This window comes from Cupriavidus sp. USMAHM13, from assembly GCF_001854285.1.
Taxonomy (GTDB): Bacteria; Pseudomonadota; Gammaproteobacteria; order Burkholderiales; family Burkholderiaceae; genus Cupriavidus; species Cupriavidus malaysiensis.
Genome location: NZ_CP017752.1, coordinates 1,273,013 through 1,286,702, shown reverse-complemented (window position 1 = coordinate 1,286,702; position 13,690 = coordinate 1,273,013). Strand labels below are relative to the sequence as shown.

General features: G+C 70.1%; 12 protein-coding genes. 6 read left to right on the top strand and 6 right to left on the bottom strand.

Annotation, left to right across the window (positions count from 1 at the left end; genetic code table 11):
* The first annotated feature begins 55 nt into the window (after positions 1-55).
* Complete coding sequence (locus tag BKK81_RS36130; protein ID WP_167366699.1) at positions 56-217, top strand: hypothetical protein; 162 nt, start codon at positions 56-58, stop codon at positions 215-217.
* Between the two features lie 108 nt (positions 218-325).
* Here BKK81_RS36130 and BKK81_RS24100 read toward each other — a convergent pair whose 3' ends face one another.
* Together BKK81_RS24100 and BKK81_RS24095 are read right to left on the bottom strand one after the other, a co-directional pair.
* Positions 326-556: a rubredoxin gene (locus BKK81_RS24100; protein WP_071018322.1), complete on the bottom strand. Its 231-nt coding sequence runs from the start codon at positions 554-556 to the stop codon at positions 326-328.
* 92 nt (positions 557-648) lie between these two features.
* Positions 649-4,629: a DUF748 domain-containing protein gene (locus tag BKK81_RS24095; RefSeq protein WP_071018319.1), complete on the bottom strand. Its 3,981-nt coding sequence runs from the start codon at positions 4,627-4,629 to the stop codon at positions 649-651.
* A 303-nt stretch (positions 4,630-4,932) separates the two neighbouring features.
* Between BKK81_RS24095 and BKK81_RS24090 the strand changes: the two genes are divergently transcribed.
* Entirely contained in the window at positions 4,933-6,243 is a 1,311-nt protein-coding gene (locus tag BKK81_RS24090) for an MFS transporter (RefSeq protein WP_071018318.1), read from the top strand.
* A gap of 25 nt (positions 6,244-6,268) precedes the next feature.
* Here BKK81_RS24090 and BKK81_RS24085 read toward each other — a convergent pair whose 3' ends face one another.
* A complete protein-coding gene (locus tag BKK81_RS24085; RefSeq protein WP_071018316.1) occupies positions 6,269-7,360 on the bottom strand; it encodes an extracellular catalytic domain type 1 short-chain-length polyhydroxyalkanoate depolymerase in 1,092 nt (363 codons plus the stop codon).
* Positions 7,361-7,755: 395 nt separating this feature from the next.
* On the opposite strand from BKK81_RS24085, the gene BKK81_RS24080 reads away from it, so the two are divergent.
* The gene (locus BKK81_RS24080) at positions 7,756-8,403 is read left to right on the top strand and encodes a helix-turn-helix domain-containing protein (protein WP_335582890.1); all 648 of its coding nucleotides are present in this window, start codon (positions 7,756-7,758) and stop codon (positions 8,401-8,403) included.
* Positions 8,404-8,424: 21 nt separating this feature from the next.
* Here BKK81_RS24080 and BKK81_RS24075 read toward each other — a convergent pair whose 3' ends face one another.
* Together BKK81_RS24075 and BKK81_RS36125 are read right to left on the bottom strand one after the other, a co-directional pair.
* The gene (locus BKK81_RS24075; protein WP_071018314.1) at positions 8,425-8,811 is read right to left on the bottom strand and encodes a hypothetical protein; all 387 of its coding nucleotides are present in this window, start codon (positions 8,809-8,811) and stop codon (positions 8,425-8,427) included.
* Between the two features lie 64 nt (positions 8,812-8,875).
* Positions 8,876-9,163: a transposase gene (locus BKK81_RS36125; protein ID WP_071018312.1), complete on the bottom strand. Its 288-nt coding sequence runs from the start codon at positions 9,161-9,163 to the stop codon at positions 8,876-8,878.
* 647 nt (positions 9,164-9,810) lie between these two features.
* Between BKK81_RS36125 and BKK81_RS24065 the strand changes: the two genes are divergently transcribed.
* From BKK81_RS24065 to BKK81_RS24055, 3 genes are all read left to right on the top strand, one after another.
* On the top strand, positions 9,811-10,767 hold the full coding sequence (locus BKK81_RS24065) for a LysR family transcriptional regulator (RefSeq protein WP_071018310.1): 957 nt from the start codon (positions 9,811-9,813) through the stop codon (positions 10,765-10,767).
* 168 nt (positions 10,768-10,935) lie between these two features.
* Complete coding sequence (locus tag BKK81_RS24060; RefSeq protein WP_071018308.1) at positions 10,936-11,637, top strand: response regulator transcription factor; 702 nt, start codon at positions 10,936-10,938, stop codon at positions 11,635-11,637.
* A 47-nt stretch (positions 11,638-11,684) separates the two neighbouring features.
* Entirely contained in the window at positions 11,685-13,028 is a 1,344-nt protein-coding gene (locus tag BKK81_RS24055) for a cobyrinate a,c-diamide synthase (protein WP_071018306.1), read from the top strand.
* A gap of 193 nt (positions 13,029-13,221) precedes the next feature.
* Here the strand turns inward: BKK81_RS24055 and BKK81_RS24050 are convergent, their stop codons facing one another.
* Entirely contained in the window at positions 13,222-13,683 is a 462-nt protein-coding gene (locus tag BKK81_RS24050) for a MarR family winged helix-turn-helix transcriptional regulator (RefSeq protein ID WP_071018304.1), read from the bottom strand.
* Positions 13,684-13,690 lie beyond the last annotated feature (7 nt).

Sequence of the window (13,690 nt, the reverse complement as noted above, 5' to 3'; positions counted from 1 at the left end):
GCGGGCGGCCCGCCGAGGGCCGCCTTGGGAAGTCCTCGTTGGGAAGGAGGCCGGCATGTCCATTGGCCTGATCGCCGCCTGCATGGCGGCCCTGCTCGTGCTGACGGTGTCGGCCGCGCTGTGGCGCTGCAGCCATCCATACCGGATGCGCTATCGCCGCTGCGCGAGGCGGCGCGCTGCCTCCGGCCTGTGCCGGCAGGCGCCGCTGCGCCACTAGCCGACATCCCCGCCACCGCTCAGCGGGCGCCCGGATGGCGCTCCCGTCCCTTGGTGCGGGCGCACCTGCCGCGGGCGCAAGCCGCGCGGATCCTGCCCAGAGATCCGTTCAGATCTCGATCATGGCGAAGTCGGCCTTGCCGACGTCGCATTCGGGACAGCGCCAGTCGTCAGGAATGTCCTCCCAGCGTGTGCCCGGCGCGATATCGTCTTCCGGCCAGCCCTGTGCTTCGTCATACACCCAGCCGCAGATCAGGCAAACCCAGGTCTTGTAGATAACCGCGTCGTCTTGCTGCAATGTTGGCTCCTGTCCATGTTTTACCGATGCGGGCGGAATCATACGCGGTTTTTCCAGGCTGGCGTCCCGCCTGCCGTCCTTGGCGGCAGGCGGGACGCCAGGTACCGGCGCGCGCAGGCGGGCGCCTGCCGCACCTACTGGCGGATGGCGAAGTCCACCCGGGTGGGCGCGCCCTTGTCCTTGATGCCTTCGGCGTCGAGCTTGGGTGAGGTCAGGAACAGCCTGGACTCGGGCACCTTCTCATCGCGATCCAGCACCTGCTTGACCACCAGCGCGCGCTGCTCGGCGAGCTGGCGCAGGCCGGCCTCGGTCACCGGCGCATTGTCCAGCAGCAGCTTCTCCATCTCGGCCGTGGGCAGCGACTTGGCCAGGCCGATCAGATTGCGCGGCTTCTTGAACGAGGCGCGCTTGTAGACAGCTTCGAGGTACTTCGGGTACTCCTGCGGCGTCACCGTGACCTTGGCGCCCTGCTCGCCCTCCTCGCTTTCCTCCAGCGGCGCGCCCGCCTGCGCGCTCTTGCGCTGCTCGCGCACCTTCTCCTCGGCCACGCGTTCATCGAGCCAGGCGCGGCGCGCACCGGCGGCGTCGGTGGCAGGGTCGATGCGGCCGCTGATCTCCAGCTTCAGGCCAGGCCGGTCGTTGAGCGCCTTGCCGAGCGTGTCGAGCTTCTTCTTCGCCTCCGGCGTCAGCGTGGCGGTGCCGGCCGGGAACTCCACGTAGCCGAGTTCGTCGCCGCCGCCGAAGGCATGGGCGATCAGCGAGAACGGCGAGGTGACGGCCTTGGCCAGCAGGTTGACGATGACACGCACGATCACGCCGCCGATGCTGAACTCGGGGTCGGACAGCGAGCCCGACACCGGCAGGTTGACGTCGATCACACCGTTGCGGTCCTTCAGCAGCGACACCGCCAGCAGCACCGGCAGCTTGGTGGCGTCGGGACTGTCGACCCTGTCGCCGAAGGTGAGCTGGTCGAGGTAGAGGTGGTTCTGCGCCTCGAGCTTGCCGCTGTCGATCTTGTACGAGACGTCCACGCTCAGCTTGCCCTTGGTGATGGGATAGCCGGCGTACTTGGCCGCATAGGGCGTCAGCCGCGTCAGTTCGATGCCGGTGGCCTTGGCGGCGAGGTCGAGATAGAGCTGCTGGCTGAAGGGATTGACCTTGCCGCTGACGTTGACGGGCGCGTCGCCGTCGACGCGGCCGTTCAGCACCACGTCGGCGGGAGTCGGATCCGCCGTGGAGACCTTGGACACCGAGCCCGTCATGTCGGTCAGGTTGGCGGTGTAATTGGGCTTGACGAAGAAGTCGGAGAAATTGATGTTGCCCTTGTCGACCGACACGCCGCCGATGCGGATCTGCGGCTTGGGCCCGCTCTCGGCCGGCGCCGCCTTGGCCTGTGCCGCGGACGCGGGTGCCGCAGGCGCCGCCGGGACGGAGGCCGCCGCCCGCGCGGCCGGCGGCGCCGATGCCGGGTTGGCCTGCGTCAGGCTGGTGCGGGGCTCGGCTTCGCCCTTGGCGGCGCCGCCGGCCATCACGTCCTGCAGGTTCAGGCGGCCGTTGGCGTTCAGGATCACGCGGGCATAGAAGTCGGACAGCGCGATCTTGCCGAGGCCGACCTGCATCGGCCCTTTGGCCGGGTCCATGGCGAAATCGATGCCCGACACCGTCAGCGTACGCCAGCGCAGGAAGTCGTCGCCGGTCAGGCGGTCCACCGAACGCACGTTGCCCACCAGCGCGTTGCCGGTGAAGCGCGCGGCGAGCGGCTTGCCGGCCGGCGCCGACACGTTGGCGCGGCCCTTGACCGTCAGGCTGCCGGCACGCAGCGCGGCATTGAACTGGTTGCCCAGGTACGGCTGCAGCGGCGCCATGTCGAATTCGCGCAGGTCGATGTCGACCTGTGCCGTCGGCGCGGTCGGCTGCGCACTGCCCGACAGCGAAAGGCTGCCGCGGCGGCCCGCGTCGGCGCGCAGCTTGAACGGCACCGCGCCCGGCGCCAGCGGCCAGCCGACGGCGCCGGTGCTGAGCGCGATGTTGCGGTACTGGTGGACGACCGGCCGCCCCTGGTTGGCCTCGGCCGGCTGGAAATCGGTCAGCTGCGCCGCGCCGCGGTCGAGCGAGATCTTGCCGAGCCGCGCCTTCCAGCCGGCGGGCTGCCCTGTCGTGGCGGCCGGTGCAGACCGCCCGCGCGTGGCCGGTGCGGGCGGCGCAGCCTTGCCGGTGGCCTGCGCCACCCAGATGCGCGCCACCTCGACCAGTTCGCCGTGCGGGTCGCGCGTGGCGGCGACCTCGGGCTTGGCCACCACCAGTTCGTCGGCCGCGAAGGACTGCTTGGCGAGATCGAACGCGATGCCCTCGAGCGCGACCTTGTCGGCGCGCAGCAGCGGCAAGGCTGCTGTACCGGAGCCAGCGGCGGCCGCGCTGCGCCCGCGGCGCGCGGCGCGCGGGGCCTTGGCGGACGCGGGCGGCGTGTAGGCGGCACCGGTGGCGGCCACGTACAACGGCGCCACTTCGACCCGCGACTTGTCCAGCGTGAACTGCGGGGCGCCGCTGCCCCAGGCCGCGCTGTAGTGCAGCTCGGCATTGACGGCGGTATCGCCGAGCTGGCTCTTCAGCGCGGACGGCCACCAGGCGGCGAAACCTTGCGGCTTGACGCCGCTGGCCTGCAGCGTGCCGCTCAGCTTGCCGTCCGGCAGCGACAGCTCGCCGCTGTGCTGCAGCGTCTGGCCCTCGGCAAGGGTCAGCTTGGCCTCGACCGTGGCCGGCTTGCCGCCGCTGCTGGAGAGACCGTCCACCTGCACCTCGAGCGGGCCGAGCGCGAGCGTGCCCGGGCCCGAGGGCGCGGCCTCGTCGCGCAGGCCCAGCCTGGCGTCCTTGAGCGTGATGTGGTCCACCGCGTAGGCCCAGCCGGGTGCGGCCTTGGCGGCGCCAGCCTGGGCCGCGGGCGCGGAGGCAGCCGCCGCGGAAGCCGGTGCTTTGGCGCCCGCCTTGCCGGCGCTGCCTGCGCCGGCCGCTGCGGCCTGACCGGCCGCCGGCTTGGCGGGCGCGGTGGTCGTAGCGGGCGCGGCCGCGCGCGGCAGCAAGGCGCTGGCCAGGTCGACCGTGCCGTCGGGGCGGCGCAGCGCCTGCACGCCCAGGCCTTCCAGGCTGACGCTGCGCAGGTGCGCATGCCGTGCCAGCGGCTCGATGCGGTCGATGTCCAGCGCGAGCCGGTCGGCCTTCAGCAGCGGCGAGCCGTCGTGCTTGACGATGTCGGCGTTACGCAGCGTGACCGTGCCGCCGAGGAAGATGTCCTGCGTGTCCTTCTGCTGGCGGAATCCCAGCGTCAGGCGCGAGTCCAGCAGCGCGCTCTTGACCTCGGCATCCCGCAGCGCCGGCGCGAACGGCATGAAGCGCACCAGGTCGAGGCCGTTCAGGTTCAGGTTGAGGTGCGTCTCGCGCGAGTCGGCGAAGGGCAGCATGGTGCCGTCCAGCGCCAGTGGCGTGCCGTTGACCAGCGCGCTCAGCGTCGGCCGGGTGACGATCTCGACGTCATGCGGCAGGTTCGACAGGAAGGGCAGGGTCAGGGTGAACCTGTCGACCCGCTGCACCTGCTTGAGCTGCTGGTCGTCGAAGACGAAGCTCGAATCGGTCACCGCGATGTTGTTGACCGAGAAGCGCGCCGGCTTCGCATTCGGCGCCTTGGGCTGGGCCGCGAAACGCCGCACGATGTCGTCGAAGCTCATGCCGCCGTCGGGCGCGCGCGTCACATGCACGGCGAGGGCGTCGACGTGCAGGGCATCCACCACCGGCGCCAGATGCCACAAGGAGGCCAGCGAGGCTTTGGCCTCCGCCGAACCCAGCGTCAGCATGGGCCGCTTGCCATCCGCCTCAAAGATGGCGAGATCCTGCAGCGTGACGCCCAATGAGAAGGGGCGCACCTGCGCCCCGCCCAGCGTCACCTTGCGCCCGAGCGCGGCGCTTGCCTGCTTTTCGATCTGCCACTTCAGCAGGGGAGGGCCACCGAAATATCCCGCCAGCCCGAATACGGCCAGCGCTGCCACGATGCCGCCGCCCGCGCGCACGGCCAGCCGCCGCCGCGGGGTGGCCATGGCGGCCTGCATGGAGAACTTGGAGTTCATGTCACCTCAGAAGATTTGACCCCACCCAGCTGCAGTGACCGCAGCTTTGTGCCCGAAATTTCACTTTTTTCCCACATTATGGCAAGGCGTTACAGCATTGCAAGGGCATTTGCAGTCTTTTATATAAGACAAGGCTCCGGGCGATCTGGTAATCTTCCCGACTTTGCGAAGCGCCCGTCGCAAGCCTGCGGCTTACCCGCCACTCAGAGCCTGCGTCCCTGCGCTGTACCCTCCGGCCGCCCCCAACTCCACGTCATCCGTGTTGCCCGCTTCGCATGCGATCTCTTCCATGCGAGTCTCCACATGTCTACCAGCAGCACCGTCGGCACGGCCGGCGCGCGCGGCAGCGCGCACGCCCGTCCGCTGACCGGCCAGGATTACAAGACGCTCGCGCTCGCCGCCCTCGGCGGCGCGCTCGAGTTCTACGATTTCATCATCTTCGTCTTCTTCGCCACCGTGATCGGGCAGTTGTTCTTCCCGCCCTCGGTTCCGGAGTGGCTGCGCCAGCTGCAGACCTTCGGCATCTTCGCCGCCGGCTACCTGGCGCGCCCGCTGGGCGGCATCGTCATGGCCCACTTCGGCGACCTGCTGGGCCGCAAGAAGATGTTCACGCTGTCCATCCTGCTGATGTCGGTACCGACGCTGCTGATGGGCCTGCTGCCGACCTATCACGTGATCGGCCTGTTCGCCCCGCTGCTGCTGCTGTTGCTGCGCGTGATGCAGGGCGCGGCCGTGGGTGGCGAGGTGCCCGGCGCCTGGGTCTTCGTCTCCGAGCACGTGCCGGCGCGCCACGTCGGCTATGCCTGCGGCACGCTGACGGCCGGCCTGACCGCCGGCATCCTGCTGGGCTCCCTGGTGGCCACCGGCATCAACACCATCTTCAATCCTGCCGAGCTGGCCGATTGGGGCTGGCGCGTGCCCTTCCTGCTGGGCGGTGTGTTCGGCATCGGCTCGATGTACCTGCGCCGCTGGCTGCACGAGACACCGGTGTTCGCCGAACTGCAGCAGCGCAAGGCGCTGGCCGCCGAGATGCCGCTCAAGGCGGTGGTACGCGACCACCGCGGCGCGGTGGCGGTGTCGATGCTGCTGACCTGGATGCTGTCGGCCGGCATCGTGGTGGTGATCCTGATGACCCCCACCTTCCTGCAGAAGCTCTACGGCTTCGACGCGCGCACCGCGCTGGTGGCCAACAGCGTGGCGACGCTGTGCCTGACGGTAGGCTGCGTGGTGGCCGGCCTGGCCGCCGACCGCATCGGCGCGCGGCTCACGCTGTTCGTCGGCGGCGCGCTGCTGGCAGCCAGCGCCTACGCCTTCTACACGGTCATCCATGACCGCCCCGACCTGCTGCTGCCGCTCTACGCGCTGGCCGGCTTCTTCGTCGGCACCATCGGCGCAGTGCCCTACGTGCTGGTCAAGGCCTTCCCGGCCCAGGTGCGCTTCTCCGGCCTGTCGTTCTCTTACAACCTGTCGTACGCGATCTTCGGCGGGCTGACGCCGATGATCGTCACGCTGATGCTGAAGAGCAACCCGCTGGCACCGGCTCACTATGTGGTGGCGCTGTGCGTGCTGGGCATGCTGACGGCCCTCTTCGTCAAGCAGCGCGCGCCCGACTGAGCGCGCGCCACGCGGCATCGGCCGGCTAGCGCCAGCGCCGGTGCGCGCGGAAGAAGTCCCACATCATCGCGCTGGCGTCCGGGCCGAGGTCCGCGTGATAGCCGTAGCGCGCGTCGCCACCGCTCCACGCATGGCCCAGGCCGGCGACCTCGTGCAGCACGACGAGGTCGCGCTGCCAGCGGCCGAACCGTACCTCGGTACACTCCCCCGGCGCCAATGCCTGCGCAGCCGTCCCCGCCAGCGCAGGCAAAGCCCCGCCCAGGCGGTTGTAGGCGAGGAACTGGCGGGCCAGCAGGCGCCCGTTGAGCGGCGCGACCGCGTCGTCGGCCAGCCCGTGCATCACGATGGCAGGCATCGCCGGCCCGCCTGGCACGATGCCGGCGGCATCCAGCAGCACGGCCGGATCGGTGACGGAGCCCGCACGCATGGCGGTCAGCCCGGCACGCGCCGTGTCGGCCGCCCCCACCACCACGCCCGAGTGCAGGCCCACGGCGGCGATCTTGTCCGGATGGCGCAAGGCGACCACCGCTGCCATTGCGGCGCCGGCCGACATGCCCGCCAGGTAGACCTGGTCGGAACATACGCCCGGCTCCAGCGCCAGCGCGTCGATCAGCGCGGCGATAGCCTGCACCTCACGCCCGCCCTGCTCCGATGCCAGGTCGAACCATTGCCAGCAGCGCTGCAACTGGCGGCGCAGCGGCTGTTGCGGATAGGCCACAAGGAACCCTTCCCGCTCGGCCAGGGCATTCATGCGCGTGCCGGCGGCCAGCTCCTCGGGCGTCTGCCGGCAGCCGTGCAGCATCACCACCAGCGGCAGCGGCTCGCGCGGATGCGCCCAGGACGGCACGTACAGGCGGAAGCCGAGCTGCGGCAGCAGTTCGCCCGGCTTGGGCGGCAGCCGCAACTGCTGGCTGTACCACTTGCCCGGCGGGGGCTCGGAAGGATGTTCCCGCTGCGGTGCAGGCGGGAGGGTGCGGCGCGCCTGCCGCGGGGGACTTGCCGGATTCAGCGCATCGAGGCGATCCAGCCAGGCTCGCAACTGCCGCGCGGTCTGGTCCTGCACCCGGCTGAACCGTCGCAGTTGCGCGCGCCAGTCGCCTGACAGGCTATTGGCCATGTGGACTCCTGCTCGTCGAGCGCGGGTTTCGCGTCTCGCTCTTTGGTACTGCATGACTTTGTTGCTGCGTTGCAGCATAGCACAGAGCCACCACCGATGAAGGTGACAAATTCGGCACATAGAAGCCGGAGAATGTCCAGATCCCAGCCTGGTATGCGCGAAAATCTTCAATTCGCCGACTAAAAGAATGCATCACGCCGGCAAGCTGCACGGCAGCAAGGCGCCCTTATACTGGCGCCAGCATCGGCAACCGGAATGATCGAGATATGGCCAGGCCGCACGACGACGCCCCCGCGTGCCCTCTCTGCCCCTTCCGCCAGGTCTGCAGAAGTGCGGAGCGCATCGCACCCTCCCAGGATCCCCCGCCGCGCGACCTGTGTCCCTCGCGCATCCAGTTGCGCGCGGGACAACTGCTGTACCAGCAGGGCCGTCCGGCGCTGGCGGTCTATCCGCTGCGCAAGGGCAGCATCAAGAATATGTTCGAGTCGTCGCTGGGATGGCGCCAGATCACCAGCTTCACACTGGCCGGCGACGTACTCGGCCTGGAAGCGCACGACAGCACCGCACACACCACGAGCGCCATCGCCCTGCAGGATGCGAGCTGCTGCGTGGTGCCGGTCGAGAGCCTGCGCATGCAGATGCGCCTGCCCGAGTTCCGCGCCATGGTGCTGGACACCTTGCGCCGGAACACCGAACGCGAGCGCACCTTGCTGGTGGCGATCGGTTCGATGAAGGCCGCGCAACGCCTCGCCATGCTGCTGCTGGACCTGGCCGGCGAACACGGCCGGCGCGGCGGCGGCGACTCGCTGACCCTGGCCATGTCGCGCAACGACATCGCCAGCTACCTGGGACTGACACTCGAAACCGTCTCGCGGCTGCTGTCGCGCTTCGCCTCGGCGGGCCTGATCACCGTGCGCCACAAGCTGCTGCGCATCGTCGACCAGGGCGGGCTTGCCGCCGTCTACGCGGATGCCAGCCATCTCCCCGACCCCCACGGCACGGCCGCGCGCGGCACCGTGCACGCCAGCCGCCAGGCCGCCTAGGCGCGCCACCGCGCCGGTGGATCAGCGCCGCCGCTGCGCGCACTCCTGCCGATAGGCCTCCTGCAAGCGCTTGCGGTCCGCCTGCCGCTCGAGCGACGGATACGTGCGGCCGTCCGCGGTGGTCACCGAGGATCGCCCCACCGACCATTGCGGTCCCGCGGGCAGCGCATTGATCTGGTTCAGCAGATCCTCGCAGCGCTGCCGCTGGGCCGGCGACAGCGTGCCGTCGTCATTGCCCGACGCCGGCAAGGCCGGCATCGTATCGGCGCCGCTCGCGCCGTCGATCAGGCGCGGCGGTGGCGGCGCCACCATCCGCTGGGGCAAGGAATCACTCGCCTGCACGGTAGCCGGCGCGGACCACAGCCACAGCAGCAGGGGGAGGACGAAGGAAACGCGGATCGTGTTCATGTTTACCTGAGTGTTGCAGCAGGGCGGGAAACTGCGCGGTCCGAACCGCCAGCCATCACAGGATTCAGCGCTCCTTGGCAGCGGCTTCGCGGCCACCGCGGCGGCGCAGCATCTCCAGCTTGAGCAGGGCATCGGCCAGCATCCCTTTCAGACGCGCGTTTTCTTCCTGCAGTTCGCGCAGCTTGCGGACTTCCGCGCTGCTGCCCGGCGGCCTCTGTCCATAACGGATGCGCCAGCCGTAGAACGATGCATCGCTGAATCCATAGCGTGCGCACAACTCGCGCACCGGCACGCCGCTGGCGGCTTCCGCCAGGTAGGAACGGATCTGCTCCTCGGAAAAGCGTCTATTCACGGGGTTCCCTCCGCACTCGGTGACATCGCCCGCGGCGCACCGCCGATCATGCGGTGGCCGGTCCTTGTCCGCGACGTTAGCCGAGTCCTGCCGGGGAAGGCAATTCAGTGTCTTCGCGGCCCGTATTAAGCCGATTGCACTCACCCGCGCGCGGCGCCACGGACGCGCGCCCAGGCATTCCGGTCACCGCGCGGGCGCTCATGTCACCATGTACGAACAAAAATGCTATCCGATTCGGACCCGTTCGAATTGCCATGGAAAACCGCCTGAACGCCTAGTATCGATCTAGTTACTGTATTAAGCTTGCCAAATTGAAACAAAATTTCGATCCCCCGCGTCATCCGTCGCACGTCAGATCAGAGGGGGACGCGGCGCTGCCGCACCGGCCACTGCCAGGCCGGTCATGCCGGTCTGCGATAGGGAGCGCCGACGCAGCCACCGGTCTGCAAGGAATTGGGGAGACACTGCCGACATGCCGGTTTCATCCGGATGGCAGCGCTTGCCTGTCGCCTCGCCGCAATCCATCCGCACACCGCGCTAGCCCAGGTGTGCGCGCGGCGGGCAGCAAGCGGCGTTGCACAGCCGGATGCCGGCTCCTAGCGAAGTGTCGCCGCAGCGCGGCGGCAAACAGAACGGGAGTAGTCAGCATGCGACACGTCAGCACCAAGCTGCTGCAGATCTTTGTCTTGCTCATGGAGTACCGCGACCTCGGCGCGGTGGCTGCCTATACCCGCGGCCGCGTGCCGACCGTCGCCTACAGCCTGGCACGCCTGCGCGAAATCACCGGCGACCCGCTCTTCATCAAGCGCAAGGGCGTGCTCGAGCCGACCCCGCATGCCCTGCGGCTGGAACAGACCGCTCGCCTGATGCTCGCCAAGTGGGCGCAGATCGTGCGCGGCGACGAGCCGCCGCCCGAAGCGGCGGCACATGGCGCGCGCGTCAGCATCGGTTTCTCCGCCTCGATCGGCGACCCGGTCATCACGGAAATCCTCACCGCCCTGTGCGAGCAATTCCCGCACAACCATTTCGTTACGCGCCCGGTGCGCGCCGATGCGGCGCTGTCGCGGCACCTGGAACAGGGCGAGATCGACTGTGCCTTCGTAATCGACAGCCAGTACGCGGCGGCAGGCATCGCCCAGCACAGCATCCTGGCCACCCCGCGCCGCCTGGTCAGTGCTGCCCGGCCGGGCAGCGAGGCGGAGCCGCACGCCGATGGCGACTGGATCCTGCTGCAGGAGGACAGCGAGCCGGGCAGCCCGCTGCGCACCTACCTTGCCCGCCATGCGGGGGATCCCGGCCACCGCGAGACCGTGGCGCCCTCCTGGCATACGCAGATCTCGCTGTTGCGCGCCACCGGTGGCATCTGTCCGCTGCTGGACTTCAACGTACCGCTGGTAGCGCGCGACCAACCTACCCGGCTGCTGCCCACGCCCAATAGCTTCCCGGACTGGGCCGCCCTGCATTTCTGGATGCCTGCGCGCACGCGCGCCACCGCGCTGCACGAGATGATGGAGATCGGCAGCGCCATCCTGCGCGACCCGGCCAAGGCCCTGGAGCAGCGCCGCGCGGCAAGCGAGCGGCAGGCCGCCTGCGCCTCGGCGTGAGGTCGGGAAGCCGGCGCCGCGCTGGCACCTGGGCGGGGCCGCTGCCTCCGCCACGGCAGGTAATTTGCGAAAAGTCTTCCTCCCGTGCGCGGTAGCGGCCGCTATCCTCGCCTAGCCGCGGCCCCTCGCCTGGCATGCCGCGCTCAACGATGGAGGGAGACGTCCGACATGGCATTGAGAATCCTGATTGCGGATGACCACCCGATCGTCCCCGCCGGCCTGCGCGGCCTGCTGCACGGGCGACCGGGCTGGGAGGTCTGTGGCGAGGCTGCGAGCGCGGCCGAACTGCTGAGCGCCACCGAGGCCTTGCGCCCCGACATCGTGCTGACCGACTACCACATGCCCGCGCCCAACGCCAAGGACGGCATCCGCCTGCTGCGCGCGCTGCGGCGCTGCCTGCCTCAAGGCCAGGTCATCGTCCTCACCATGATCACCAACCCGGCGGTGCTGCGCGCCATCCTGCGCACCGGCGTGCACGGACTGGTGCTCAAGGACGCACCGCCGGCGGAGATGGCGCTTGCCATCGCGCAGGTGCAGCGCGGCCTCTTCTACGTGGGACGCTCCGCCTTGCGCATCCTCGCCGCCGCGCTCGGCTACGGCGAACCGGGCGAGCCGGGCCTGCCCGGCCTGCAAGGGCTCAGCCCGCGCGAGATCGAAGTGCTGCGCCTGTACCTCAACGGCAGCTCGCTCACGGACATCGCGCGCGCCAGCCACCGCAGCATCAAGACCGTCAGCAGCCAGAAACTGTCGGCCATGCGCAAGCTGGGCGCATGCAACGACCAGGAGCTGTTCGCCTACGCCGCGCACAGCGGCCTGGTACTGCCGGGCACCGCCGCTACGGTCGCGCTGGCGCGGAGCGGCCCGATATAATCCGGCGCCGACAAACCGCCCGCCGCCCTGCCGCGGCCGCTTCCGCCATGCCCCGCCCCGCTTCCGCTCCGCCCGCCACACTGCGCGTCCCCGCGCTGCTGGTCGCCGCTCCGGCCTCCGGCCAGGGCAAGACCACGGTGACTGCCGCGCTGGCGCGCCTGCACCGCCGCCAGGGCCTCCGCGTGCGCGTCTTCAAGGCCGGCCCCGACTTCCTCGATCCGTCGCTGCTGGCCTATGCCAGCGGCGCTCCGGTGCACTCGCTCGACCTCTGGATGACCGGCGCCGACGATGCCGCCGCGCGCCTGGCCGAGGCCGCGCGTGACGCCGACCTGCTGCTGGTGGAAGGCGTGATGGGCCTGCACGACGGCGAGCCCAGCAGCGCCGACCTGGCGCGCCGCTTCGGACTGCCGGTGCTGGGTGTGATCCAGGCCGGCGCGATGGCGCAGACCTTCGGCGCGATCGCCCTCGGGCTGGCGAACTACGGCGGTGCGCTGCCCGGCATGCAGGTACTGGCCAACGGTGTCGCCTCGGCACGCCACGCGCAGATGCTGCAGGCCAGCGTGCCGGCCGGCATCGGCTGGGCAGGCACGCTGCCACGCGAGGCGCGCGCCTCGCTGCCTGAACGCCATCTCGGCCTGCTGGCAGCCGATGAACTGCCCGACCTGGGCGAGCGCCTCGACACCCTCGCCGACCTGCTCGCGACGCAGCCGGTCGCGCAACTGCCGGCGCCGGTAGCCTTCGCCGACGTGGCGGCCATCCCGCCGCCGCCGCTGCTGGCCGGCAAGACCGTCGCGGTGGCGCGCGATGCCGCCTTCCGCTTTCTCTATCCGGCCAACCTCGAGCTGCTGGCGGCGATGGGTGCGCGCCTGGCCTTCTTCTCGCCGCTGGCCGACGCCAGGCTGCCCGCCTGCGATGCGCTGTGGCTGCCCGGCGGCTACCCGGAACTGCACGCCGCGCAGCTGGCCGCCAACCGCGGCATGCTGGATGCGCTGCGCGACGCCCACGGTGCCGGCCTGCCCATGCTTGCCGAGTGCGGCGGCATGATGGCGCTGTTCGATACGCTGGTCGACAAGGAAGGGCTCAGCCACGCCATGGCAGGCCTGCTGCCGGGCACGGTGCGCATGCAGCGCCGGCTCAGCGCACTCGGGCCGCAAGCGGTGGCGTTGCCCGAGGGCACGCTGCGCGGCCACACCTTCCACTATTCGCAGGCCGACAGCCCGCTGGTCGCGGCCACGCACGCCACCTCGCCGCGCGACGGCGCGCGCGGCGAGGCGATCTACCGCTGCGGCAGCCTGACGGCCTCTTACGTGCATTTCTACTTCCCGTCCGATCCGCACGCCGTGGCGGCCTTGCTCGGCGCTGGCGCGCCGGCACCGGGCAGCGGGTACTGACGGAGAGCGGGGCCGCCGGCGGCCAAACCCGGCCATCGGACCACGGCGGACACGGCGGACACGGCGCAAGGGAAAGCGGAAGGCCGCGCACGCGATCCGGCGCGCGACACGCAGGCGGGAATCAGGAAGGGCCGAGGAGGTAGTCCGGCGCCGCAGGGACGAGCCGGCGTGGCCGGCTGCGGCTGCCCGGCGCTCAGGCCACGTCTTCGGCGTCGCGCACGCGCGCCAGTGCTTCGGCGATGCCGGCTTCGAGCTGTTGCAGCCCTTCCGACAGATGCTCCAGCTTGTCGGCGGTCACCTTGTCGAGCACGTCCTGCAGGAAGGCCGAGCGGCGCGGCAGGTTCCGCGCCACCACCTCGCGGCCGGCCGCGGACAGCGTGACGTGCGTCACGCGATTGTCGCGCTCGCTCGTATTGCGCTCGACCCAGCCCAGTTCCTGCAATGCCTTCAACTGGCGCGTCAGCGCGCCCGGGTCCATGGCCACACGATCGGCCAGCGGCTTCTGCGCGATCGGCTCGGCATCGTTGTAGAGCGCGTAGAGAATGCGCCAACGCGGCATCGGCAAGCCGACGCACTGCTCGAACGCCGAGGCGTAGGCCCGATAGGTCCGCCCGAACTGCTGCAGCACCGCCAGGCTTTGTCGCTCCAATTCCACTCCAGTT

Coding starts and splice junctions, on each gene's coding strand:
- BKK81_RS36130 (WP_167366699.1), top strand. CDS start 56: ATGTCCATTGGCCTGATCGCCGCCTGCATGGCGGCCCTGCTCGTGCTG.
- BKK81_RS24100 (WP_071018322.1), bottom strand. CDS start 556: ATGATTCCGCCCGCATCGGTAAAACATGGACAGGAGCCAACATTGCAG.
- BKK81_RS24095 (WP_071018319.1), bottom strand. CDS start 4,629: ATGAACTCCAAGTTCTCCATGCAGGCCGCCATGGCCACCCCGCGGCGG.
- BKK81_RS24090 (WP_071018318.1), top strand. CDS start 4,933: ATGTCTACCAGCAGCACCGTCGGCACGGCCGGCGCGCGCGGCAGCGCG.
- BKK81_RS24085 (WP_071018316.1), bottom strand. CDS start 7,360: ATGGCCAATAGCCTGTCAGGCGACTGGCGCGCGCAACTGCGACGGTTC.
- BKK81_RS24075 (WP_071018314.1), bottom strand. CDS start 8,811: ATGAACACGATCCGCGTTTCCTTCGTCCTCCCCCTGCTGCTGTGGCTG.
- BKK81_RS24065 (WP_071018310.1), top strand. CDS start 9,811: ATGCGACACGTCAGCACCAAGCTGCTGCAGATCTTTGTCTTGCTCATG.
- BKK81_RS24060 (WP_071018308.1), top strand. CDS start 10,936: ATGGCATTGAGAATCCTGATTGCGGATGACCACCCGATCGTCCCCGCC.
- BKK81_RS24055 (WP_071018306.1), top strand. CDS start 11,685: ATGCCCCGCCCCGCTTCCGCTCCGCCCGCCACACTGCGCGTCCCCGCG.